General features: G+C 61.3%; 25 protein-coding genes. 18 read left to right on the top strand and 7 right to left on the bottom strand.

Annotation, left to right across the window (positions count from 1 at the left end):
- The first annotated feature begins 32 nt into the window (after positions 1-32).
- From mscL to AC07UB_RS00415, 3 genes are all read left to right on the top strand, one after another.
- Positions 33-446: a large conductance mechanosensitive channel protein MscL gene (mscL, locus tag AC07UB_RS00405; protein WP_492789671.1), complete on the top strand. Its 414-nt coding sequence runs from the start codon at positions 33-35 to the stop codon at positions 444-446.
- A gap of 78 nt (positions 447-524) precedes the next feature.
- Positions 525-998, top strand: coding sequence for an SsrA-binding protein SmpB (gene smpB, locus AC07UB_RS00410; protein ID WP_492789670.1), 474 nt, complete (start codon positions 525-527; stop codon positions 996-998).
- A 131-nt stretch (positions 999-1,129) separates the two neighbouring features.
- On the top strand, positions 1,130-1,708 hold the full coding sequence (locus tag AC07UB_RS00415; RefSeq protein WP_492789669.1) for a peroxiredoxin: 579 nt from the start codon (positions 1,130-1,132) through the stop codon (positions 1,706-1,708).
- On the opposite strand, the gene AC07UB_RS00420 is transcribed toward AC07UB_RS00415, so the two are convergent.
- Together AC07UB_RS00420 and AC07UB_RS00425 are read right to left on the bottom strand one after the other, a co-directional pair.
- Positions 1,705-2,418 (bottom strand): uracil-DNA glycosylase, encoded by a 714-nt coding sequence (locus AC07UB_RS00420; protein WP_492792640.1) that lies wholly within the window; start codon positions 2,416-2,418, stop codon positions 1,705-1,707. The two genes, AC07UB_RS00415 and AC07UB_RS00420, sit on opposite strands and share 4 nt — an antisense overlap.
- Entirely contained in the window at positions 2,396-3,037 is a 642-nt protein-coding gene (locus AC07UB_RS00425; RefSeq protein ID WP_492789667.1) for a LabA-like NYN domain-containing protein, read from the bottom strand. The genes AC07UB_RS00420 and AC07UB_RS00425 overlap by 23 nt, the downstream gene beginning before the upstream one ends.
- Positions 3,038-3,375: 338 nt before the next feature.
- Between AC07UB_RS00425 and rpoZ the strand changes: the two genes are divergently transcribed.
- The 9 genes from rpoZ (at position 3,376) to recO (ending at position 11,324) form a co-directional block, all read left to right on the top strand.
- Positions 3,376-3,768 carry a DNA-directed RNA polymerase subunit omega gene (gene rpoZ / locus AC07UB_RS00430; RefSeq protein ID WP_006020886.1) on the top strand — a complete coding sequence of 131 codons (393 nt, stop codon included), beginning with the start codon at positions 3,376-3,378 and terminating at the stop codon, positions 3,766-3,768.
- Between the two features lie 186 nt (positions 3,769-3,954).
- Entirely contained in the window at positions 3,955-6,234 is a 2,280-nt protein-coding gene (locus AC07UB_RS00435) for a RelA/SpoT family protein (RefSeq protein ID WP_492789665.1), read from the top strand.
- A gap of 17 nt (positions 6,235-6,251) precedes the next feature.
- Entirely contained in the window at positions 6,252-7,025 is a 774-nt protein-coding gene (locus AC07UB_RS00440; RefSeq protein ID WP_492789663.1) for a pyridoxine 5'-phosphate synthase, read from the top strand.
- Complete coding sequence (gene acpS, locus AC07UB_RS00445) at positions 7,022-7,441, top strand: holo-ACP synthase (RefSeq protein ID WP_492789661.1); 420 nt, start codon at positions 7,022-7,024, stop codon at positions 7,439-7,441. The genes AC07UB_RS00440 and acpS overlap by 4 nt, the downstream gene beginning before the upstream one ends.
- A gap of 187 nt (positions 7,442-7,628) precedes the next feature.
- The gene (gene lepB, locus AC07UB_RS00450) at positions 7,629-8,387 is read left to right on the top strand and encodes a signal peptidase I (RefSeq protein ID WP_492789659.1); all 759 of its coding nucleotides are present in this window, start codon (positions 7,629-7,631) and stop codon (positions 8,385-8,387) included.
- Positions 8,384-9,184 (top strand): ribonuclease III, encoded by an 801-nt coding sequence (rnc, locus tag AC07UB_RS00455; RefSeq protein ID WP_492789657.1) that lies wholly within the window; start codon positions 8,384-8,386, stop codon positions 9,182-9,184. The genes lepB and rnc overlap by 4 nt, the downstream gene beginning before the upstream one ends.
- Positions 9,177-10,103, top strand: coding sequence for a GTPase Era (era, locus tag AC07UB_RS00460; protein WP_492792639.1), 927 nt, complete (start codon positions 9,177-9,179; stop codon positions 10,101-10,103). The genes rnc and era overlap by 8 nt, the downstream gene beginning before the upstream one ends.
- Before the next feature lies 1 nt (position 10,104).
- Positions 10,105-10,506 carry a hypothetical protein gene (locus AC07UB_RS00465; protein WP_492789655.1) on the top strand — a complete coding sequence of 134 codons (402 nt, stop codon included), beginning with the start codon at positions 10,105-10,107 and terminating at the stop codon, positions 10,504-10,506.
- A gap of 68 nt (positions 10,507-10,574) precedes the next feature.
- On the top strand, positions 10,575-11,324 hold the full coding sequence (gene recO, locus AC07UB_RS00470) for a DNA repair protein RecO (protein ID WP_492789653.1): 750 nt from the start codon (positions 10,575-10,577) through the stop codon (positions 11,322-11,324).
- Positions 11,325-11,391: 67 nt separating this feature from the next.
- On the opposite strand, the gene AC07UB_RS00475 is transcribed toward recO, so the two are convergent.
- Positions 11,392-11,649 carry a hypothetical protein gene (locus AC07UB_RS00475; protein WP_492789650.1) on the bottom strand — a complete coding sequence of 86 codons (258 nt, stop codon included), beginning with the start codon at positions 11,647-11,649 and terminating at the stop codon, positions 11,392-11,394.
- 203 nt (positions 11,650-11,852) lie between these two features.
- Here AC07UB_RS00475 and parC point away from each other — a divergent pair, with 203 nt between their 5' ends.
- The 3 genes from parC (at position 11,853) to AC07UB_RS00490 (ending at position 16,180) form a co-directional block, all read left to right on the top strand.
- Positions 11,853-14,105, top strand: a complete 2,253-nt coding sequence (gene parC / locus AC07UB_RS00480; RefSeq protein ID WP_492789648.1) for a DNA topoisomerase IV subunit A — start codon at positions 11,853-11,855, stop codon at positions 14,103-14,105.
- 76 nt (positions 14,106-14,181) lie between these two features.
- Positions 14,182-14,676 carry a tRNA (N6-threonylcarbamoyladenosine(37)-N6)-methyltransferase TrmO gene (gene tsaA, locus AC07UB_RS00485; RefSeq protein WP_492789645.1) on the top strand — a complete coding sequence of 165 codons (495 nt, stop codon included), beginning with the start codon at positions 14,182-14,184 and terminating at the stop codon, positions 14,674-14,676.
- A gap of 133 nt (positions 14,677-14,809) precedes the next feature.
- Positions 14,810-16,180 (top strand): Nramp family divalent metal transporter, encoded by a 1,371-nt coding sequence (locus AC07UB_RS00490; protein WP_492792638.1) that lies wholly within the window; start codon positions 14,810-14,812, stop codon positions 16,178-16,180.
- A 15-nt stretch (positions 16,181-16,195) separates the two neighbouring features.
- Here AC07UB_RS00490 and AC07UB_RS00495 read toward each other — a convergent pair whose 3' ends face one another.
- Positions 16,196-16,588 (bottom strand): winged helix-turn-helix transcriptional regulator, encoded by a 393-nt coding sequence (locus AC07UB_RS00495; protein WP_492792637.1) that lies wholly within the window; start codon positions 16,586-16,588, stop codon positions 16,196-16,198.
- 101 nt (positions 16,589-16,689) lie between these two features.
- Here AC07UB_RS00495 and AC07UB_RS00500 point away from each other — a divergent pair, with 101 nt between their 5' ends.
- Positions 16,690-17,319 carry an FMN-dependent NADH-azoreductase gene (locus tag AC07UB_RS00500; protein WP_492789643.1) on the top strand — a complete coding sequence of 210 codons (630 nt, stop codon included), beginning with the start codon at positions 16,690-16,692 and terminating at the stop codon, positions 17,317-17,319.
- A gap of 99 nt (positions 17,320-17,418) precedes the next feature.
- Here AC07UB_RS00500 and AC07UB_RS00505 read toward each other — a convergent pair whose 3' ends face one another.
- The 3 genes from AC07UB_RS00505 to hemB form a co-directional block, all read right to left on the bottom strand.
- A complete protein-coding gene (locus tag AC07UB_RS00505) occupies positions 17,419-18,195 on the bottom strand; it encodes an arginyltransferase (protein ID WP_492789641.1) in 777 nt (258 codons plus the stop codon).
- 184 nt (positions 18,196-18,379) lie between these two features.
- Positions 18,380-18,931 (bottom strand): RDD family protein, encoded by a 552-nt coding sequence (locus AC07UB_RS00510; RefSeq protein ID WP_492789638.1) that lies wholly within the window; start codon positions 18,929-18,931, stop codon positions 18,380-18,382.
- Between the two features lie 130 nt (positions 18,932-19,061).
- Positions 19,062-20,117, bottom strand: a complete 1,056-nt coding sequence (gene hemB / locus AC07UB_RS00515; protein ID WP_492789637.1) for a porphobilinogen synthase — start codon at positions 20,115-20,117, stop codon at positions 19,062-19,064.
- 118 nt (positions 20,118-20,235) lie between these two features.
- Here hemB and AC07UB_RS00520 point away from each other — a divergent pair, with 118 nt between their 5' ends.
- Both AC07UB_RS00520 and ldtR read left to right on the top strand, forming a co-directional pair.
- The gene (locus AC07UB_RS00520; RefSeq protein WP_492789635.1) at positions 20,236-20,730 is read left to right on the top strand and encodes a DUF6163 family protein; all 495 of its coding nucleotides are present in this window, start codon (positions 20,236-20,238) and stop codon (positions 20,728-20,730) included.
- Positions 20,731-21,027: 297 nt separating this feature from the next.
- Positions 21,028-21,540 carry a transcriptional regulator LdtR gene (ldtR, locus tag AC07UB_RS00525; protein WP_235100524.1) on the top strand — a complete coding sequence of 171 codons (513 nt, stop codon included), beginning with the start codon at positions 21,028-21,030 and terminating at the stop codon, positions 21,538-21,540.
- The last annotated feature ends 118 nt before the right edge of the window (positions 21,541-21,658 follow it).

Here is a 21,658-nt window from a genome sequence, read left to right on the forward strand (position 1 = left end):
CGTTCTATTGAAATCCATCGGAGGAGGCGACGATGCTTGAAGAATTTAAAAAATTTGCGCTCAAGGGGAACGTGGTCGATCTGGCAGTCGGTGTGATCATCGGCGCTGCGTTCGGCGCCATCGTCAACTCCATGGTGGCTGACATCATCATGCCGATCATCGGCGCGGTGACGGGCGGGCTCGATTTCTCCAACTACTTCACAGGTCTTTCAAAAGCCGTGACGGCGACCAATCTTGCCGATGCGAAGAAGCAGGGCGCGGTTCTGGCATGGGGCAGCTTCCTTACGCTGACGCTGAACTTCGTCATCATTGCTTTTGTGCTGTTCCTGGTGATCCGCCTGATGAACCGTATGAAAGCCAAGGAAGAAGCTTCCCCGGCACCGGCGGCCTTGACCAAAGATCAGCAGCTGTTGATCGAGATTCGCGATGCGCTGAAGTCGAAGTAATCTTCGACTTCGACAAGCACGGTCTGCGCGTGGCCATCATGCCCTGCACGGGCGTGATGGTTTGTTTCCGAGGACGTCATGGCTGAAAAGAAAGAGCGTCCGATCAAGGTCGTTGCGGAAAACCGCAAGGCGCGGTTCAACTATTCCATCGAGGATACGGTGGAGGCTGGCGTCGTCCTGACCGGCACCGAGGTGAAATCCGTGCGCGGCGGCAAGACCACCATCGCGGAGTCCTACGCGGATGCGAAGGACGGCGAAATCTGGCTCGTCAACGCGAATATCCCGGAATATCTGCAAGCCAACCGCTTCAATCATGAGCCGAAGCGGTTGCGCAAACTGTTATTGCACAAGAAAGAGATCAACAGGCTGGCCGGCGCTATCGAGCGCGAGGGTATGACGCTCATTCCGCTCAAGATGTATTTCAACGAGCGCGGCATGATCAAATTGCAGCTCGGGCTCGCCAAGGGCAAAAAGCTGCACGACAAGCGCGATACCGAGAAAAAGCGCGACTGGGAGCGCGAGAAGGGACGCCTGTTAAGGGCGCGAGGCTGACTTCCGTCGCCCTTCGAGGCCGTCGCTTCGCGACGGCACCTCGGGGTGACGATAGGGTCCGTGGAGCGTCATCCTGAGGTGAGAGGGCAAAGCCCGAGCCTCGAAGGATGACGAAAGTTGAAGGGACTTTCATGAGCCAACAACCGAACTTGCTGGACGTGGACTGGAGCAAGATCCCGGCGCCCGCCGATGACGGCGCTGCGAAGCATCTTGTCGGCATGAAAATTCCGCCGGTTGCGCTGCCTGCGACCGATGGCGCTTCAGTGACACTGTCTTCGTTGCCGGGACGGGTGGTGCTATTCGCCTATCCGCGCACGGGAGAGCCCGGCAAGATCAGTCTTGTCGACGATTGGGACATGATCCCCGGCGCGCGGGGCTGCACGCCCCAGACGTGCGCCTTCCGCGATCTGTTCAAGGACCTGAAGGACGCGGGCGCGCAGCATGTATTCGGGATTTCGACGCAGGATACCACCTACCAGCGCGAGTTAGTCGAGCGGATGCATGTCCCGTTTCAAATTCTGTCCGATGCCGGTTTGACGTTCATGCGCGCGCTGAACCTACCGTCGATGGATGTCGCTGGGCTGACGCTGATCAAGCGGCTGGCGATGATCATCGACGACGGGACCATCACGCACGTGTTCTATCCGGTGTTTCCACCCGATCGGAACGCAGGCGACGTGCTCGCGTGGTTGCAGGCCAATCCGGCTTAAGCGCCGAGGTAATTCCGCACACTTGCGAAGACAGCCCGGAACATTTCCGGCGTGAGAACCCGTGTGTTCGTGTTGTAGCGCGAGCAGTGATAGCTGTCGAACAACCGGTACGGTCCTGCCTGATGTTCTGCACCGTGTCCGAACGGTGCGGCCGCGGCCCGAACGCCGAGTGTCTTGAGCGTTGTGTCGTGCGAGACGCGGCCCAGCATGACGATGGCGCGCAGGCGCGGCATTTCGTCAAGCGTCGCATTGAAGAATGTGCGGCAGGTTTTGATTTCAGCGGGCAGGGGCTTGTTCTGCGGCGGCACACAGCGCACCGCATTGGTGATGCGGCAGTCGACAAGCGTCAGCCCGTCGTCGGGGCGGGCTTCGTATGTCCCCCGGGCAAAGCCGAGTTCGAGGAGTGTTCCGTAGAGAAGATCACCGGCAAAATCTCCGGTGAAGGGCCGCGCCGTGCGGTTAGCGCCCTGAAGGCCGGGCGCGAGGCCGACGATCAGGAGCTGCGCATCGACAGGACCGAAAGAGGGAACAGGTGCGTTGAACCAATGCGGATGCTGTGCGCGATTGGCGTCACGGTAGTCTTTGAGGCGCGGGCAGAGAGGGCAATCCAGACCGGGTTCGTTCAATCGCCCTGACACATCAAGGGAAGGGCCGGCGCCGCTGCGCCGGCTCTCCTTGGTCTTATCTTCAATCGTCGAATGGGTCGGCATCGCCTCGCGGGACCATTGTGCTCGTGCTTCGCTGCAGGAATTGCGGCGTGTGCTGACGCGGTTCGCGTGGTTCCCGAGGAGCAGGGCGCTCGCTTGGATCGCGGCCGAGCTTTGCTTGTAGCTGGACCAGATCAGTAAAGACATCCGCCTGGCGGCGCAATTCGTCGGCGATCATCGGCGGCTGGCTGGAGATGGTGGAGACCACGGTGACGCGAACACCGCGCCGCTGCACGGCTTCCACCAGCGAGCGGAAATCGCCGTCGCCCGAAAACAGCACCATCTGGTCAATGCTCTCGGCCAGTTCCATGGCATCGACCGCGAGTTCGATGTCCATGTTGCCCTTTACCTTGCGGCGTCCGGAAGCGTCGATGAATTCCTTGGTCGCCTTGGTGACGACGGTGTAGCCGTTGTAATCGAGCCAATCAATCAACGGCCTGATCGACGAGTATTCCTGATCTTCGATAATTGCGGTGTAGTAGAAGGCTCGCACCAGAGTGCCACGACTCTGGAATTCAAGAAGCAGCCGCTTGTAATCGATATCGAAACCAAGAGTCTTCGCTGTAGCGTAAAGGTTGGCACCGTCAATAAACAGCGCGATCTTGTTCGTGGCAGAAGGCATCAGTTTTTACTCGCATCGTTGTTGTTGTGTCGGTTTTTGGCGCGTATTCAACACCGCGCATTCCCATTGAATTTTAGTTATTCGTCGGAAGGTTTAGAGAGGATGAAAATCGCCGTTATCAAACGCTGCGGACGAAGCGCGCAGGCTACAACACTGATGAAGCAATGAAGCGATTTCTTGTCCATGGGACTATTTGACCCTCAGCCATGCTCTGACGGCAGTCTCGTGAAGGGCGATTCGCCGTCGGATCGGAAATTGATGCTTGCAGAAAGGCTCTGGTCGCTATACCTAGCGCGCATAGCGACATATTTTCAGACCTAGACCCGGAGCGACAGCCGATGGCGCGCGTCACAGTTGAAGATTGTATTGATAAGGTCGACAACCGTTTCGACCTCGTGCTTCTGGCCGCGCATCGTGCGCGGATGATCTCTTCTGGATCACCCCTGACCATTGACCGGGATAATGACAAGAATCCGGTCGTTTCGCTACGCGAAATCGCCGATACGACCATTTCTCCGGAAGATTTGCGGGAAGAATTGGTCCATTCCCTGCAGAAATTCGTCGAAGTCGATGAGCCGGAGCCCGATACGGTGCCTCTGATCGGTTCCGCAGGGGCTTCCGTGGACGCCGACGACACCGAAGTGGCCGTCGAGCGCATGACGGAAGAAGAACTTCTGAAAGGCCTCGAAGGCCTTGCTCCGCCGGAGGAGCAGCCCGAGGAAGACGAATAAAGTTCCATTCCGGTTGCTGGCCGGATTTGCCAGCGTTTGAAGCGTTGCCTGCCAAGGCCCGGACGGATCGTCCGGGCCTTTGCGTTTATTGACATTTTTAGCGTCTTCCTTGCGATTACCGGAGAACCGGCGATACTGTGAACGGCGGTTCCTTTTCCTGGAATTGCGACGCAAGGCAGCAAGCGGATGGCCATCTGGCGCCGAAAACAGCCCCAAATGCAGGCGGCGACCGAAGCGGTCGCAGCGATTCCGGCTGTGTCCGAGGTGGCGCCGGCCAAGAAGCAGCCGCGCGCCAAAATGATGCGGCAATACGATCTGGTGGACCGGGTCCGCGCCTATAATCCGAACACCGACGAAGACCTGCTCAACAGGGCCTACGTTTACGCCATGATGGCCCACGGCGAGCAGAAGCGTGCGTCGGGTGATCCGTACTTTTCGCACCCGCTGGAAGTTGCCGCGATCCTGACTGGACTGAAGCTGGACGACGCGACGATCGTCGCGGCGCTGCTTCACGACACCATCGAAGACACCGAATCGACGCGCACCGAAATTGACCAGATGTTCGGCCAGGAGATCGGCGCGCTGGTGGAGGGGCTGACCAAGCTCAAGCGGCTCGAACTGGTCTCGCGCGAAGCCAAGCAGGCCGAAAATCTCCGAAAGCTGCTGCTCGCGATCGCCGACGACGTGCGCGTGCTGCTCATCAAACTCGCGGACCGGCTGCACAATATGCGGACGCTGGAATTCGTGCCGCCGGCATCGCGTCACCGTATCGCGGAAGAAACCCTCGACATCTATGCGCCGCTTGCCGGCCGCATGGGTATGCAGGAAATGCGCGAGGAGCTGGAGGACCTGTCGTTCAAGGTGATCGATCCGGAAGCGCACGCGGTGGTGGTGCAGCGTCTGGACGCACTGGAAGAACGCGATCGCAATCTGATCGGTGAGATCGAATCCCAGCTGTCGGCCAAACTCGCGAAAAACGGTATCAACGCGCAGGTGAAAGGTCGCCGCAAGCAGCCGTTCTCGATCTGGATGAAGATGGAGCGTAAGTCCGTCGGTTTCGAGCAATTGTCCGACATCTTCGGATTCCGCATCGTCGTCAACAGCATCGCCGAGGTCTACCGCACCGTCGGAATCGTGCATACGACCTGGCCGGTGGTGCCGGGGCGCTTCAAGGACTACATCTCGACGCCGAAGCAGAACGACTACCGTTCGATCCACACCACGGTGATTGGTCCCGGCAAGCAACGCGTCGAACTCCAGATCCGCACCGAGGAAATGGATCGCGTCAACGAATACGGCATCGCCGCGCACGCCTTCTACAAGGACGGCGCCGGTTCGCCCACCGAGCGGCTCGAGCGGGAATCCAACGCCTTCGCCTGGCTGCGGCACACGGTTGAGGTTCTTTCGGAGAGCGCCAATCCGGAAGAATTCCTCGAACACACCAAGATGGAGCTGTTCCACGATCAGGTGTTCTGCTTCACGCCGAAGGGCAAGCTGATCGCGCTGCCGCGTCATGCCAACGTGATCGACTTTGCTTATGCGGTGCATACCGATGTCGGCAACAGCGCGGTAGGCTCCAAGATCAACGGCAAGTTCGCGCCGCTGTCATCCGAATTGCAGAACGGCGATGAGGTCGAGGTGCTGACATCGCAGGCCCAATCCGCTCCGCCGACGGCGTGGGAGTCGCTTGCGATCACGGGTAAGGCCAAGGCCGCGATTCGCCGCGCCACGCGCACCGCCGTGCGGGATCAGTATGCAGGCCTCGGACGGCGTATCGTCGAGCGTTTGTTCATGCGCGCCAAGATCGTTTATGCCGACGACAAGCTGAAAGGCGCGCTGCCGCGCCTCGCGCGGGCCTCGATCGATGACGTCATGGCCGCCGTCGGGCGCGGCGAGATGAAGGCGTCCGATGTCGCGCGCGCGATGTACCCCGACTACAAGGAAGAGGCTCGGCTCGGCGGCAAGAAGACGGTTGGCGCCAAGCAGAAACCCTCTGCCGACGCCAAGGCGTCGAATGCGATTCCGATCCGCGGCATCAACAGCGATCTTCCGATCAAGTTCGCGCCGAACGGCGGCGCGGTCCCGGGGGACCGCATTGTCGGTATTGTGACGCCCGGCGAAGGCATCACCATCTATCCGATCCAGTCGCCCGCGTTGAAGGACTTCGAGGAAGAGCCCGAGCGCTGGCTCGATGTTCGCTGGGACACCGAGGAAGCCACACCGCGGCGTTTTCCGGCACGATTGCATGTGCAGAACGTCAACGAGCCGGGCAGTCTCGCGCAGGTCGCATCGGTGATAGCTGAACATGACGGCAACATCGACAACATCAGCATGAGCCGCCGCTCGCCGGATTTCACAGAACTGACCATCGATCTTGAGGTCTATGACCTGAAGCATTTGAACGGTATCATCGCTCAACTGCGCGCCAAGGCGGTCGTCGCCAGCGTCGATCGCATCAACGGCTAAATCTCGTCGGATCTTCCATGTCAGCTATTCCGCCGCTTCGTCTCGGGGTCAATGTCGATCACGTCGCGACCTTGCGCAACGCGCGAGGCGGGCGTGCGCCCGACCCGGTGCGCGCTGCATTGCTCGCGATCGAGGCAGGGGCCGACGGCATCACTGCGCACCTGCGCGAGGATCGCCGCCACATTCGCGACGACGACATGGCGCGCCTGAAAGCCGAAATCTCCAAGCCGCTGAATTTCGAGATGGCGGCGACCGCCGAAATGCTCCAGATCGCGCTTGCGACCAAGCCGCATGCAGCATGTCTCGTGCCTGAGCGGCGCACCGAAGTCACGACGGAGGGCGGGCTTGATGTGATTGGGCAGCGCGATGCGCTGGGGCCGTTCATCGCGCGGCTTGGCGATGCCGGCATCCGCGTCTCGCTGTTCATCGCCGCTGATCCCGCCCAGATCGAGATGGCGGCGACGCTCAAAGCGCCGGTGATCGAGATTCACGTCGGCGCGTGGTGCGACGCCGTCGTCGAGGAGAAAAAGCCTAAAGCCGAGGCCGAGTGGCAGCGCATTGTCGATGGCGCGAAGCTTGCGCAATCCGCCGGGCTCGAAGTGCATGCGGGCCATGGTCTGGACTATGCGACAGCGGAAACCATTTCGGCACTGCCGCAGATCGTCGAACTCAACATCGGGCATTTCATGATGGGAGAGGCGATGTTCGTCGGTCTCTCGCAGACCGTTCGCGACATGCGCGCGGCCATGGACCGCGGCCGCAAGTCGCTGCGGGGTCATGTCCGGCTATGATTATCGGAATCGGATCGGACATCATCGACATCACGCGGATCGAGAAGGTGATCGGCCGTCACGGCGACCGGTTTATCGATCGCATCTTCACCGAGGCCGAGCGGGCCAAGGCGGAGCGGCGCTCCAAGATGCCGAAACTCATATGGGCAACCTATGCGAAGCGATTCGCGGCGAAGGAGGCCTGTTCCAAGGCGCTCGGCACCGGCATCCGGCGTGGGGTGTGGTGGCGCGATATGGGAGTGGTCAACCTGCCGGGCGGTCGTCCGACCATGAAACTGACCGGCGGCGCGCTGGCCAGGCTGGAATCGCTGACCCCGCCGGGCCATGAGGCTCGCATCGATCTCACGATCACCGACGATTGGCCTCTGGCGCAGGCTTTCGTCATCATTTCGGCGGTCCCGGCGGTAAAGACCTGATCCGGTCCGGCTTGCCGGTTCCGAGCGATCCAAAAATCTAAAATTCACTGAACTGTCAGACAATTAGCAAGTTTTCATGAGGCCGTTGATTGCACCCCCTGCGACAACGGTCTAAAACCCGCGCGGGTGATTTGGGCCGCGTCTTCGCCTCTGTGGAGGCGTCGAAACCAGGATTTTGAAAGAGCAAATGAGCGTGACAACTCCGGCCAAATCCGAAGGCGGCGTCGGCGAGACCGTCCGCGTCGTCATTCACGCGCTCATTATCGCGCTGGTGATCCGCACCTTCCTGTTTCAGCCCTTCAACATCCCGTCGGGATCGATGAAGGCGACACTGCTGGTCGGCGACTATCTGTTCGTCTCGAAATACTCTTACGGCTACAGCCATTATTCGATCCCGCTGTCGCCGCGGCTTTTCACCGGCCGTATCTTCGGCTCGGATCCCGAACGTGGCGACATTGTCGTGTTCCGCCTGCCCAAGGACGACACCACCGACTACATCAAGCGAGTCATCGGATTGCCGGGCGACCGCATCCAGATGAAGGAGGGCCTGCTTTACATCAACGACAAGCCGGTCCAGCGCGAGCGGCTCGCGGATTTCGTCGGCGAGGATCCCTGCGGCACCGACGCTACCGCGCGCGTCAAGCAGTGGAAGGAAACGCTGCCAAATGGCGTGACCTACAAGTCGCTCGATTGCGTCGATAACGGCTTCTACGACAATACCAACGTTTACACCGTACCGCCTGGCCACTTCTTCATGATGGGCGACAACCGCGACAACTCCACCGACAGCCGCGTGCTGTCCGCCGTGGGTTATGTGCCGTCCGAAAACCTGATCGGCCGCGCGCAGATGATCTTCTTCTCCATTGCCGAGGGCGAACAGGCCTGGCAGTTCTGGCGCTGGCCGGTTTCGGTGCGCTGGAATCGCATTTTCTCTATCGTGCGATGAGCGGCGATCCCGCACTCGTCAAAGAAGCTGTGACCATGGACGACGCCGCGAGCGCCGATGCCGTCAAACCTGTCAAGAAGGCGCGCCGGCCGAGCGCCAAGGCTGCTGCCAAGATCATCGAGCAGCGTATCGGTCATACGTTTGCCGATCCCGCACTGCTGGCGACGGCCTTTACGCATGTCTCCGCGCTGAAATCCGCGCGCAGTCGCGCCGACAGCTATCAGCGGCTGGAATTTCTTGGTGATCACGTCCTCGGCCTGATCGTGTCGGATATGCTGTATCGCGCATTTCCAAAGGCGGACGAGGGCGAGTTGTCAAAGCGCCTCGCGGACCTCGTGCGGCGCGAAGCCTGCGCGGATGTGGCGAAGTCGCTCGGACTGGACGAGGCGATCAAGCTCGGATCGGTAGGGGCAGGCGCCAGCGCCCGGTTGCGAAACTCGGTGCTCGGTGACATCTGCGAAGCAGTGATCGGCGCGGTGTTTCTCGACGGCGGTTATGCGGCAGCGGCGCAGTTCGTCGAGCGCAACTGGACCGAGCGGATGCGAAAGCCCGTGCGTCCGTTGCGCGATCCGAAAACCGTGTTGCAGGAATGGGCGCAGGGCAAGGGTCTTCCGACGCCGGTTTATCGCGAGGTCGAGCGCACCGGGCCGCATCACGATCCGCAATTCCGCGTCGCGGTGGAATTGCCGGGACTGACGCCCGCCGAGGGCGTAGGCGGCAGCAAGCGCGCGGCCGAGAAACTTGCGGCGACAGCGCTGCTGAAACGGGAAGGCGTAACGGGCGGCAATGATGCCTGACGAAACACAAGATACACCGGCCAGCGAAACGCGCTGCGGCTTCGTCGCCCTGATCGGCGCGCCGAACGTCGGCAAATCGACGATGGTCAACGCGCTGGTCGGCTCGAAGGTCACCATTGTCTCAAAGAAGGTGCAGACCACGCGGGCGCTGATCCGCGGCATCGTGATCGAGGACAACGCGCAGATTATTCTCGTCGATACGCCGGGAATCTTCGCCCCGAAGCGCCGCCTTGACCGCGCGATGGTGTCGACCGCATGGAGCGGCGCGCATGACGCCGATCTGGTCTGCGTCCTGCTCGATGCGCGTGAAGGCATCGACGAGGAAGCCGACGCGATTTTCAAGAAGCTCGCCACCGTCAATCACCCGAAGATCCTGGTGCTGAACAAGATCGATCTTGTTCCGCGTGAGAAGCTGCTGGCGCTCGCCCAGAAAGCGAACGAACGGCTGCAGTTCTCCGAAACTTTCATGGTCGCCGCCTTGTCGGGTGATGGTGTGGACGATCTGCGCCGCGCATTGGCCAAGGCCGTGCCGCCGGGTCCGTATCATTATCCCGAAGACCAGATGTCGGACGCGCCGCTGCGGCATCTGGCGGCCGAGATCACGCGAGAGAAAATCTATCGTCACCTGCACCAGGAACTGCCGTACCAGTCCACTGTCGAGACCGACTCATGGACCGACCGCAAGGACAAGTCGGTGCGGATCGAGCAGACGATCTTTGTGGAGCGCGATAGCCAGCGCAAGATTGTGCTCGGCAAGGGCGGGGCGACCATCAAGGCCATCGGCGCGGATTCCCGCAAGGAGATCGCGGAGATCGTCGGTCAGCCGGTACACCTGTTCCTGTTCGTGAAGGTGCGCGACGGCTGGGGCGACGACCCGGAACGTTATCGCGAGATGGGTCTGGAGTTCCCCAAGGAGTGATATGACTGGCCCCGACGTCAACGTTCCGAAGAACATCTTCTACTTCGAGGTGCTGCTTTATCTGTCGCTGCTGATCGATGTGTTGTCGGCCGCGTTCCTGGACCGGATGCCTGACGACGTCACCGACTCGACCAAGCTGGTCGTGAATGTCATGGCGGTCGGCATGACCTTGGTGTTCATGCACCTCGTCTGGCTCACGGCGCATCGGCGCAAGAACTGGGCGCGGATGATCCTGATGGCAGCGTTGATGTTGTCGGTGGTGTCTCTCGTCACCACGGTGGGCGAAACCGGACTCCAATTCAGTACCTTTGTGGACGTGATCTCGACGGTCCTGACCGCTTTCGGTCTGTATTTCTCGTTCACCGGCGATGCCACGGACTGGTTGCGGCAGCCCGGAGAGTAAACCCCAGGTCACGCTGGAGGCATGTTTTTCGAACCCATGCCGCCGTAGAATCCTGTAAACTCCAGACCATGGAATGGATCGACGAGGGCATCGTTCTGGGCGTGCGGAGGCATGGCGAATCCAGCGCCATCGTCGAACTGATGACGCGCGGCCACGGCCGGCATCTGGGGCTGGTGCGCGGTGGGGCGGGCTCGCGGATGCGGCCGCTGCTCCAGCCCGGCAATACCGTGAGTGCGGTCTGGCGCGCGCGGCTCGACGAACATCTCGGATACTACGTCGTTGAGGGAACGCGGCTGCGTGCGGCCACCATGTTCGCGTCGTCGCACGCGGTCTATGGCGTGACGCATCTGGCGTCGCTGGTGCGGCTGCTGCCCGAACGAGATCCGCACGAAGGCATCTACGAGATGCTGGAATCCATTCTCAATCATTTCGACGATGCAGCCGAGGCCGCCGTGCATCTGGTGAAATTCGAGCTTGCGATGCTGACCGAACTTGGCTTCGGCCTCGATCTGTCGTCCTGTGCGGCGAGCGGCGCGGTGAACGATCTGATTTACGTGTCGCCCAAATCAGGCGCCGCCGTCTCGCGGCAGGCGGGTGAGCCATGGCGCGACCGGCTGTTGCGGCTGCCGCCATTCCTGCGCGAGAGCGATGACGGCACCAATGGCTGGACCGGACAGGACATCGAAGACGGCTTCCGGCTGACCGGCCTGTTCCTGCTTCGCAATGTGCTGGAGCCGCGCGGGCAGGGACATTCCGACGCCCGCGATGGTTTTATCAACGCGGTGATCCGGCCGCGTGCTGTCGCGGCCGCCGAATAAAAAAGCAGGCCGGACAAGGTCCAGCCTGCTTCTCCTGATAGCGGGTCAGAAGACCGGCTATTTTAGATCAATAGCGGTGGCCGCGATGACCGTGACGGTGGCCATAGTGGCGCGGCTTGTGGAAATGCGGGCGCACATCGCGGCAGGTTTTGACAAGGCGATGGCCGACACGGCGGGTGGTGCAAACCAGGCGAACCTGCTCGGTCTGCTGCGTGGCGCCTGCCAGCGGAGCCGGGAGGCTCATGGCTTCCGCGCGGCTGCCACCCAGTGAAACGGCTGCGGTCAACGCGGCGAACGCCGCGGCTGCGATGACAAATCGATTCATTAGTCTTCCTTCCTTGAAGTCCCGCCGGCACATCGCCAGCGAGTGCTGCATTATCCACGGACTTCGGCCCCTTCCACGACCCGTTGACCGGATCGCGAGGCCTAAGTGCAGACGGCGAGAATATGGCAGAAGAATTGCGAACAGAAGATGTCCATGGGATTCATCTGTTGTTCATTTAGCCGACTGGCGTTAACCCCTTTTCCATGGGTAAGAGACTGATTCCACCGGAGCCGATGGACATTCAGGAGGTCGCACTCCGGGAGGCGCTCGAGGAGCGCTATCTCGCCTATGCGCTCTCCACCATCATGCATCGCGCGCTGCCGGACGCTCGCGACGGGATGAAGCCCGTCCATCGCCGCATCCTGTACGGTATGCGGTTGCTGCGGCTCGATCCCGGCACGCCGTTCAAGAAATCCGCCAAGATCGTCGGCGACGTGATGGGCTCGTTCCATCCACATGGCGACCAGTCGATCTACGACGCGCTGGTGCGTCTCGCGCAGGATTTCTCCTCGCGCTATCCGCTGGTGGACGGGCAGGGCAACTTCGGAAACATCGACGGCGATAACCCCGCCGCCTATCGCTACACCGAAGCGCGCATGACGGAAGTCGGGCGGCTTCTGATGGAGGGCATCGACGAGGACGCCGTCGAGTTTCGCCCGAATTACGACGGCCAGTCCAAAGAGCCGGCGGTGCTGCCGGGCGCGTTTCCGAATCTGCTGGCCAACGGGTCGCAGGGCATCGCAGTCGGCATGGCCACCTCGATCCCGCCCCATAACGCGGCCGAGCTTTGCGACGCCGCGCTGCATCTGATCGACAAGCCCGCCACCAAATCGCGCGGCCTCCTGAAGTACGTCAAGGGTCCGGATTTTCCGACCGGCGGCATCGTGGTGGATTCCCACGAGAGCATCGCGGAGGCCTATACCACTGGTCGCGGCTCGTTCCGCGTGCGTGCGAAGTGGGCCCAGGAAGAGGGCGCGCGCGGCACCTGGAATATCGTCGTCACGGAAATTCCCTGGCTGGTGCAGAAGTCGCGCTTGATCGAGCGCATCGCTGAACTTCTCAACGAGAAGAAGCTGCTGCTGGTCGGCGACATCCGCGACGAATCGGCGGAAGACGTGCGCATCGTCATCGAGCCGAAGTCGCGTAACGTCGATCCTGAAGTGCTGATGGAAACGCTGTTCAAGCAGACCGAGCTTGAAAGCAAGATTTCGCTGAACCTCAACGTGCTGGTCAAGGGCCGCGTGCCGAAGGTGCTGGGCCTCGCCGAGTGTCTGCGGGAATGGCTCGACCATCTGCGCGAAGTGCTCGTCCGCCGCGCGAACTTCCGCAAGAACCAGATCGAGCATCGTCTTGAAGTGCTGGGCGGCTACCTGATCGCCTATCTCAACCTCGACAAGGTCATCAAGATCATCCGCACCGAGGATGAGCCGAAGCCGGTGCTGATCAAGACCTTCAAGCTCACTGACTTGCAGGCCGACTCCATTCTCAACATGCGGCTGCGCAACTTGCGCAAGCTCGAGGAAATGGAGATTCGCGGCGAGGACAAGGCGCTGCGCGGGGAACTGAAAGACCTCAAGACCCTGATCGGCTCCGAAGACGAGCAGTGGAAGAAGGTCGGCGAACAGGTCAGAAAGGTGCGCGACACCTTCGGCCCCAAGACGCCGCTCGGCAAGCGCCGCACCCAGTTTGCGGATGCGCCGGAGCACGATCTTGCCGCCATCGAAGAGGCGCTGATCGAACGTGAGCCGATCACGGTGGTCGTGTCCGACAAGGGCTGGGTCCGCACGCTGAAGGGTCACGTCGAGGATCTGTCGAATCTTGCCTTCAAGACCGACGACAGCATGGGCTTCTCGTTCTTTGCTGAGAGCACATCGAAGCTGACGCTGTTCGCGACCAACGGACGATTCTACACGCTCGACGCGCAGAAATTGCCCGGCGGGCGCGGCCACGGCGATCCGATCCGCATGACGATCGACATGGAAGGCGACGCAAACGTCGTTTCGATGTTCGTGCAGAAGGGCGGCCGGAAATTCCTCGTCGCCAGCAGTGATGGGCAGGGCTTCGTTGTCAATGAGGACGACTGCGTGGCCAACACCCGCAAGGGCAAGCAGGTGCTCAATGTCACCGCGCCCAACGAGGCAAAGGCGATCACGACCGTGACCGGGGATACCGTTGCGGTGATCGGTACCAACCACAAGATGGTGATCTTCCCGCTCGAGCAGGTGCCCGAGATGGCGCGGGGCCGTGGCGTGCGGTTGCAGAAGTACAGCGGCGGCAAGCTGTCGGACGTCGCGACCTTCGTTGCGAAGGACGGCCTGAGCTGGAAGGATTCCGCGGGGCGCGATCAGGCCATGACGTGGAAGGAACTGTCCGACTGGCGCGGCAACCGCGCCGACGCGGGACGTCTCGCGCATGGCCTGCCGAAGTCGAACAAGTTCGGCAAGGTGATCGAGTAGGCGGACAGCGTTTGCAGTTGGCTGAACCGGCGGTACATTCCTCGCGAGACGCTGCGGTCGAGTGAGGTTTGCACGAATGGTCCGCTACAACGAAATCCGCGACGGCGAAGTCGCGGTCGATCCACCGCCGCCAACCGACGCAGGTCTTGTGTTTATCGGCTGCATCCGGACGCCTTGGACCGATCGGTTGAAGACGCCGCGTCAGGGCCGCCACGATGGCCCGGTTTGCCGCATCGAGATTTTCGATCCGTGGGTGCCCGCGCTGAAGGGTCTCGATAAATTTTCTCAGGTCGAAGTGATCTATTGGCTTCACGAGTCGCGCCGCGATCTCGTGCTGCAAAGTCCCGCCAGCGACGCCAACACGCATGGCACTTTTGCCCTGAGATCGCCGGTGCGGCCCAATCCGCTCGGAACGTCGGTGGCCAAACTCGTCGGCATCGAGGGTAACACGGTTCTGGTCCGCGGCCTCGATTGTCTGGACGGCACGCCGCTGGTCGATCTCAAGCCCGACCGCTGCCAGTTCACGCCGATCGCGCCGCCGCAGCCGGGAGATTCTGAAACCGGAAGTTGAGGCGGTCCGGGCGGCCCGCGCCCTCCGGCGTGACAGGCCGGCATCCTAACCAACAGTCGGCAACTGGATAATTCCCCGGAAACGCTGTTGCAAGTCACTTGCAACTAGCGAGGGCACCATGCATATTACCAGCATGGACGCACGAACTCCGTCATTGCCGCCTGACCGGGCCGCCGCGCCGCCTGTGCCGGGCGGATGGCGGACGCCGCGTGGCGAGCCGTCGCTGGCGGACATGTTCGGCTCCATCAAGGTGGCAAAGAACGGTTCATTCTGGCGGAAACTCGCGGCTTTCCTGGGTCCGGGCTATCTCGTCGCCGTCGGCTACATGGACCCCGGCAATTGGGCGACATCTCTCGCGGGCGGATCGAAGTTTGGTTACGCGCTGCTCGCGGTCGCGCTGATCTCCAACATCATGGCCATTGTGTTGCAGGCGCTGTGCGCGCGGCTCGGCGTGGGTTCGGGGCGCGACCTCGCGCAGGCCTGTCGTGATGCCTATCCGAAGTGGGTATCTTGGCCGCTGTGGCTGCTGGCGGAAATCGCGATCAGCGCGACCGACCTCGCGGAGATCATCGGCACGGCGATCGGTCTCAATCTGCTGTTTGGGATTCCGCTTGAAATCGGCGTGCTGATCACGGCGCTCGATGTGTTTCTCATTCTCGCGTTGCAGGCGATCGGCTTTCGCTGGATCGAGGCCTTCGTGGTCGCGCTGCTCGGTGTTATTGCGGCGTGCTTCGCCGTGCAGATCGCCATGGCGGATCCTGACTGGGGCGCGGTGATCCGCGGCTTTGCACCGACGGTCGACATCGTTCGCAATCGCGACATGCTTTATCTCGCGCTCGGGATTCTCGGCGCGACGGTGATGCCGCACAATCTCTATCTGCATTCAGGGTTGGTGCAGACGCGGGGGTACGGCGACAGCGTTCCGGAAAAGAAGGAGGCGATCAAGCTCGCCACCATCGATTCCACCATTGCGCTGTGTCTTGCGCTGCTCATCAACGCCTCGATCCTCATTCTAGCAGCGTCGACCTTTCACAAGGCGGGCAGGACAGATGTCGCCGAACTCGATCAGGCGCATTCGTTTCTGGCGCCGCTGCTCGGCTCCACGCTGGCGCCCACGCTGTTCGGCATCGCGCTGCTCTGTTGCGGATTGAATTCCACGGTGACCGCGACGCTGTCCGGTCAGATCGTGATGGAAGGCTTCATCAACATCAAGATCGCGCCGTGGCTGCGGCGCCTGGTGACGCGCGCCATCGCCATCGTGCCGGCCGCCATCGTGACCATCTGGTACGGCGAGAAGGGCACAGCGCAGTTGCTCATTCTCAGTCAGGTGGTGCTGAGCCTGCAACTGCCGTTCGCCATCGTGCCGCTGGTGATGTTCACGGCGAGCAAGGCGAAGATGGGCACGTTCGTCGCTCCGCGATGGCTGTCGCTGTTTGCCGCCGTCATCGCAGCGGTCGTTGTCGCGCTCAACGTGAAATTGCTGATCGATTTCGTGACGGGCTGAGGCCGCCGGCGAAGATTACTCGCGCTTGGTATCGAACTTTTCGCGCGCCGTCTGGATTTGCGGCAGATGTTCGAACGCCCATGAGCCGAGATGCTGCACGGGCTCCTTCAGCGAGTGGCCGAGCTCAGTCAACTCATAGTCCACGCGCGGTGGAATGGTCGGAAAGATCGTGCGCGTCACAAGACCGTCGCGCTCAAGCCCCCGGAGCGTCAGCGTCAGCATCCGCTGCGAGATTCCGCCGACCATGCGCTTGATTTCGTTGAAACGGCGCGGCCCGTCGCTCAGCAGCATGATGATCAGCACACTCCATTTGTCGCCGATGCGCGACAGGATGGATCCCACAGCCAAGCAATCGCCGGGCAGGTGCCGGTCGGGCGGGGCGGTTACATCGATGTGCTCAGGTGTCACAGCTGTGCTCGGGTTCAGAAAATGTGCCTTCTTGTGCGGTTTATCAAAGGTCACCAATAGTGTCCAGGTATCAATCTGATACTAGAGCTAAAGGTGAACCTATGAAACTGCTCCATATCGATGCCAGCATCCTCGGCGGCAATTCCGTCTCGCGGCAACTGTCCAACGCCGCCGTTGAGCGCTTGCGCCAAACGACCCCGAATCTCGACGTGACCTATCGCGATCTCAGCGCCAAGCCGCTTTCGCATTTGAGCGGGGAGCATCTCGCCGCTGCCCATGGCGCGACACCGGAAACGCAAGCGGTGCGCGACGACATCGCCGCCAGCACCGCTGCGCTGGATGAGTTCCTCGCCGCCGACGTCGTTGTTATCGGCGCGCCGATGTACAACTTCACCATCCCGAGCCAGCTCAAGGCGTGGATCGACCGTCTTCTCGTCGCGGGGAAGACCTTCAAATACTCGGAGAAGGGTGTTGAGGGGCTGGCTGGCGGCAAGCGCGTGATCATCGCCATCGCCCGCGGTGGCTTCTATGGCGCCGGCGCGCCGGCTGCGGCAGGCGAGCACCTCGAAACCTATCTGCGCTGGGTGTTCGGCTTCATCGGTATCCACGATCCCGAATTCATCGCCGCCGATGGAATCCAGATCAGTCCGGATCAGCGCGAGAAGTCGGTTGCCGAAGCGTTGCAGGCGGCGGGCGCGTTGAAAGCCGCATCAGGTTTGCAGGCGGCGTGAAGTTACATATCGACTGAACAACAGTGCCGTCATCCTGAGGTGCGAGCCGCGCTTGCGGCGGACCTCGAAGGATGACGGTTTGACGTTTTTTGCGAAAAGCTAATCCTGCGGCTCGGGCGCCATCGAGCCGGTGGCGTCGACGCGCAGCCAGCCGCTTGGCGCGAGGCGCTGTTGCGGCAGGAAGCGGGCCTTGTAATCCATCTTCCGCGAGCCATCGATCCAGTAGCCGAGATAGACGTAAGGCAGGCCGAGCCGCCTCGCGCGGGCGATATGGTCGAGGATCATGAACGTGCCCATTGAGCGGCTTTCCTCGCCGGGCTCGAAGAACGAATAGACCATCGACAGGCCGTCGCTGAGCACATCGGTCAGCGCCACCGCAATCAGATCGCCGCCCTTGCCGGTGATGCCGCTGTCGGGCGTGCGCCGCCGGTACTCGATGATGCGGGTGGCGACATGGCTGTCTTCCACCATCATCGCGTAATCGAGCACGGTCATGTCCGCCATGCCGCCGTCGCGATGGCGCTCGTCCAGATATGCGCGGAACACCGAGTACTGTTCGGACGTCGGCACTGCGGTGCGCAGTTCACTGACGATGTCGGCGTTGCGGGCCTGGATCTTGCGGAAATTGCGCGAGGGACGGAATTCGTTGGCGATCACGCGCACCGAGACGCAGGCGCGGCACTGGTCGCAGGCTGGCCGGTAGGCGATGGACTGACTGCGGCGGAAGCCGCCATGGGTCAGAAGGTCGTTGAGTTCGCCGGCCTTGTCGCCGACCAGATGCGTGAAGACCTTGCGTTCCTGCTTGCCCTCCAGATAGGGGCAGGGCGAGGGCGCCGTCAGGTAGAATTGCGGCGTATTGCGTGAATGTTGTGTCACGTGAGGCCGTTTGACTCCGGTCTGCGCGATTCCTGTCACAGCATCGCGCCGCGGCGGGCAGGGGTCAACGAGTTTGAGCGCGCCGCAGCAAGGTTATGACGCGATTTTCGGGCGACATTGTGCACGTCGTCCGGGCAGGGCCACGTCAACAAAACGTGCCCCGCCCGTGAGTGAAAGCAGCAGTCTAGACGCGAGTCGTTTGCACGACCGTCGCGTTGACGTTGCTGTTGATAAACACCGTGCCCAGCACGATGTCATGCAGCAAGCGCCGGCGGCCGTTGAACAGGCCCACCAGCAATACCAGCGGCGTCAGGAAAGAGACCGACACCCAGTAGAGGACGGCGTGAACAGCGCCGAGGATGAAATAGGGCCGGTCGCCGGTCCATGTCCGCATCTGGATGTCCATCATGCGCATGCCCACGGTGGCGCCGTGTGGGCCACCGAGCGATGCGCCGTAATAGATCAGCGCCCAGACAACCGAGAACGGTGAAATCAGCCAGAACAGGAACCAGCCGAGGCCCAGTGTGACGATGCCGAACAGGGTGACGAAGATGACGGCGAGGATGATCGGGATCGACAGGATCACGAGGTCAATGAGAAACGCGAAAAATCGCTTGGTCAGCACGCCGCGAAACAGTTCGGGCTGCAACCAAGGATCATAGGCCTGCTGCGCGCTCGCGCTGGCCGATGGATTGTTGCGCCAGGTGGCGCCGCCGGTGTTTCGCGTGTCAGACATGGAAACCCTCCTCAACCGGCCCGAAACTCTCCGGACCGCTTGCTGCGCACATGGCCCCGCCGGTTCGTCCGCGCAAGACGGCTTAGGCTCACATGGAGAAAAAGTTATCTCGCCTGTCGCGGAACCGCCGTCAGCGACCGGCCTTCAGCTTTTCCGCCGCCTGCGCCGCGAAATAGGTCAGCACGCCGTCTGCACCGGCGCGCTTGAATGCGACGAGGCTTTCCATCATCGCGCGGTCGCCGTCGATCCAGCCGTTGTTGGCGGCCGCTGCGATCATCGCGTACTCGCCGGACACCTGATAGGCGAAGGTCGGCATCGCAAAGGTGTCCTTCACGCGGCGCACGATGTCGAGATAGGGCAGGCCGGGCTTGACCATCACCATGTCGGCACCTTCCGCGATGTCGAGTTCGACCTCGCGCAACGCTTCGTCGGAATTCGCCGAGTCCATCTGGTAGGTGCGCTTGTCGCCAGTCAGCGTTTTCGCCGAACCGATGGCGTCGCGGAACGGGCCATAAAACGCTGATGCGTATTTCGCCGCGTAGGCCATGATCTGCACGTCGCCGAAACCGGCGCGGTCGAGACCGTCGCGGATGGCGGCGACGCGGCCGTCCATCATGTCGGACGGCGCAATGATATCGCAGCCGGCTTCGGCCTGCACCAGCGCCTGACGGACGAGGATAGCGACAGTCTCGTCGTTCAAGATCCTGCCGTCCTGCAAAAGCCCGTCATGGCCGTGGCTGGTGAACGGATCGAGCGCCACATCGCATAGAATGCCGAGATCGGGAAATTCCTTCTTGATCGCGCGGACCGACTGGCAAACCAGATTGTTGGCGTTCAAGGCTTCGGAGCCATGCTCGTCGCGCAGCGAAGGTTCCGTGTAGGGAAACAGAGCGATGCAGGGAATGTCGAGCTTCATCGCGCGCTCGGCGTCGCGCACGCATTGATCCACACTGAGACGGTCGACGCCGGGCATCGAGGCGATCGGTGCGCGGGTGTTTTTGCCGTCAACAACGAACAGCGGCCAGATCAGATCGTCCGTGGTCAGCACGTTCTCGCGCACCAGCCGGCGCGCCCATTCCGACTTGCGGTTGCGGCGCATACGGGTCGTCAGATCGAGAGAAGGGGCGGCCGTGTCCCGGTGGGGAGTATCCCGCAATTCGATCGGACGTCCGAATTTGATCGCCATCTTGTTACCACTCCGCGCAAACAGATATCCACGTGTAGCATCTGCCGGGGCTCCCGTCACCGCACGGGGGCGTCATCGGCGGATTGATTTTAAGGTTGTAAAGGATCAAACAGGCGGCATGAACAAGGACATTCGGCAAATGACCGCGCGCGTGAACCGGGGCGCGAACGACGACGTGCCGCGCGATCAGGTCAACATGGTCACCGCCATGACGTCGCCGGACACGGAGACCGGTGACAATACCTGGACCGGACGGCTCGTGCTGTTCCTGCGTGTCATGGCCGTGCTGTCGATGATCAAGGGACTCTACCACTGGGCGGAAATCACCGGCTTTATCGGCGGCGAGGAGCGCGCGTTCGAAGCGCAGACCACGCAATGGCAAACCGCCACGGTTTACTTCGCGGTGATCGAACTGGTTGCGGCGGTCGGACTGTGGCTCGCAACGCCGTGGGGCGCGGTGGTATGGCTCACGACGATCGTTTCAACCGCAGTGATCGAACTGATGTTTCCCGCGATCTACGGCGGCAATCTTTTCGCGGTCCTCGTGTCCCTGATCCTGCTTGCCGCCTATCTCATTCTGGCGTGGCTTTCGGCGCGGGAGCGGCCGCCGTAGCGGCCGGGTTGGGCCCGCCGCCATGATGCTTGACGAAGTCTTTCAAATTTGAACGAACGCTGTGCTGGAATGCGACAAGTCGCGTGACGAAGCGTGAACATCGCTCCTTTTGGGTGAATCAAAACTAACAAAAAGCCCTTATTTTATCGGTGTAATATACGATTCACCGTTTCAAATAAACCTTCTCTTTATGCTGTTATTTAAGCTGATCTTCAAACGCCTCCCTTAGTTTCCACCTATCAGACGAGACAAAAGTTTCGTCGAATAAGTCGTAAAAACGACAACAGGGGAAGTGTCATGATCAAAGCAGCCGCTACGGCTATTGAACCCGCTCGCGACAACGCCGCTGCGCCTGTGCAGCCGCTTTATCTCGAAGCTCTCACGCTCGTTGAACGCCTTCATCGCCGTCTGCTCGACGTGATCAAGGATGAATTCGATCGCCGCGGCCGTGCCGACATCAATTCGGTGCAGGCTCTGCTGCTCTATAACATCGGCGACAAGGAATTGACCGCCGGCGAACTGCGCACGCGCGGTTACTATCTCGGCTCCAACGTCTCGTACAATCTGAAGAAGCTTGTCGAGATGGGCTTCCTCGATCATCAGCGTTCGCGCGTTGATCGCCGCTCGGTCCGGATTCGTCTGACCGCGCAGGGCCAGGAAATCCGCCACATCGTCGACGCGCTGTATCAGAAGCACGTCAAGACGGTGGAGCAGGTTGGCGGCATCTCGAACGCCGAGTTCGCGACGCTGAACAAGTCGCTGCATCGCCTCGAGCGCTTCTGGACCGACCAGATCCTGTATCGCCTTTGAGAATTTAAGGCGCTCACGACATTCGGGCCAGCCGGCGCAAGATCGGCGGCCCACCAGTTCTCCTTCGACAGTTTATGCCGGTGCCCTCCGGCCGTTACCGAAGTGCGCACAAGACGCA

Source organism: Afipia sp. GW821-FHT04G03 (assembly GCF_059419985.1).

What these genes read in the sequence shown, in the direction of transcription:
- ldtR (WP_235100524.1), top strand. Translation starts at nt 21,028, where the DNA reads ATGATCAAAGCAGCCGCTACGGCTATTGAACCCGCTCGCGACAACGCC.
- rnc (WP_492789657.1), top strand. Translation starts at nt 8,384, where the DNA reads ATGAGCGGCGATCCCGCACTCGTCAAAGAAGCTGTGACCATGGACGAC.
- AC07UB_RS00440 (WP_492789663.1), top strand. Translation starts at nt 6,252, where the DNA reads ATGTCAGCTATTCCGCCGCTTCGTCTCGGGGTCAATGTCGATCACGTC.
- tsaA (WP_492789645.1), top strand. Translation starts at nt 14,182, where the DNA reads ATGGTCCGCTACAACGAAATCCGCGACGGCGAAGTCGCGGTCGATCCA.
- AC07UB_RS00425 (WP_492789667.1), bottom strand. Translation starts at nt 3,037, where the DNA reads ATGCCTTCTGCCACGAACAAGATCGCGCTGTTTATTGACGGTGCCAAC.
- hemB (WP_492789637.1), bottom strand. Translation starts at nt 20,117, where the DNA reads ATGGCGATCAAATTCGGACGTCCGATCGAATTGCGGGATACTCCCCAC.
- parC (WP_492789648.1), top strand. Translation starts at nt 11,853, where the DNA reads ATGGGTAAGAGACTGATTCCACCGGAGCCGATGGACATTCAGGAGGTC.
- AC07UB_RS00435 (WP_492789665.1), top strand. Translation starts at nt 3,955, where the DNA reads ATGGCCATCTGGCGCCGAAAACAGCCCCAAATGCAGGCGGCGACCGAA.
- recO (WP_492789653.1), top strand. Translation starts at nt 10,575, where the DNA reads ATGGAATGGATCGACGAGGGCATCGTTCTGGGCGTGCGGAGGCATGGC.
- AC07UB_RS00465 (WP_492789655.1), top strand. Translation starts at nt 10,105, where the DNA reads ATGACTGGCCCCGACGTCAACGTTCCGAAGAACATCTTCTACTTCGAG.
- AC07UB_RS00475 (WP_492789650.1), bottom strand. Translation starts at nt 11,649, where the DNA reads ATGAATCGATTTGTCATCGCAGCCGCGGCGTTCGCCGCGTTGACCGCA.
- AC07UB_RS00500 (WP_492789643.1), top strand. Translation starts at nt 16,690, where the DNA reads ATGAAACTGCTCCATATCGATGCCAGCATCCTCGGCGGCAATTCCGTC.
- smpB (WP_492789670.1), top strand. Translation starts at nt 525, where the DNA reads ATGGCTGAAAAGAAAGAGCGTCCGATCAAGGTCGTTGCGGAAAACCGC.
- rpoZ (WP_006020886.1), top strand. Translation starts at nt 3,376, where the DNA reads ATGGCGCGCGTCACAGTTGAAGATTGTATTGATAAGGTCGACAACCGT.
- mscL (WP_492789671.1), top strand. Translation starts at nt 33, where the DNA reads ATGCTTGAAGAATTTAAAAAATTTGCGCTCAAGGGGAACGTGGTCGAT.
- AC07UB_RS00490 (WP_492792638.1), top strand. Translation starts at nt 14,810, where the DNA reads ATGGACGCACGAACTCCGTCATTGCCGCCTGACCGGGCCGCCGCGCCG.
- AC07UB_RS00510 (WP_492789638.1), bottom strand. Translation starts at nt 18,931, where the DNA reads ATGTCTGACACGCGAAACACCGGCGGCGCCACCTGGCGCAACAATCCA.
- era (WP_492792639.1), top strand. Translation starts at nt 9,177, where the DNA reads ATGCCTGACGAAACACAAGATACACCGGCCAGCGAAACGCGCTGCGGC.
- acpS (WP_492789661.1), top strand. Translation starts at nt 7,022, where the DNA reads ATGATTATCGGAATCGGATCGGACATCATCGACATCACGCGGATCGAG.
- AC07UB_RS00520 (WP_492789635.1), top strand. Translation starts at nt 20,236, where the DNA reads ATGAACAAGGACATTCGGCAAATGACCGCGCGCGTGAACCGGGGCGCG.
- AC07UB_RS00415 (WP_492789669.1), top strand. Translation starts at nt 1,130, where the DNA reads ATGAGCCAACAACCGAACTTGCTGGACGTGGACTGGAGCAAGATCCCG.
- AC07UB_RS00420 (WP_492792640.1), bottom strand. Translation starts at nt 2,418, where the DNA reads ATGCCGACCCATTCGACGATTGAAGATAAGACCAAGGAGAGCCGGCGC.
- lepB (WP_492789659.1), top strand. Translation starts at nt 7,629, where the DNA reads ATGAGCGTGACAACTCCGGCCAAATCCGAAGGCGGCGTCGGCGAGACC.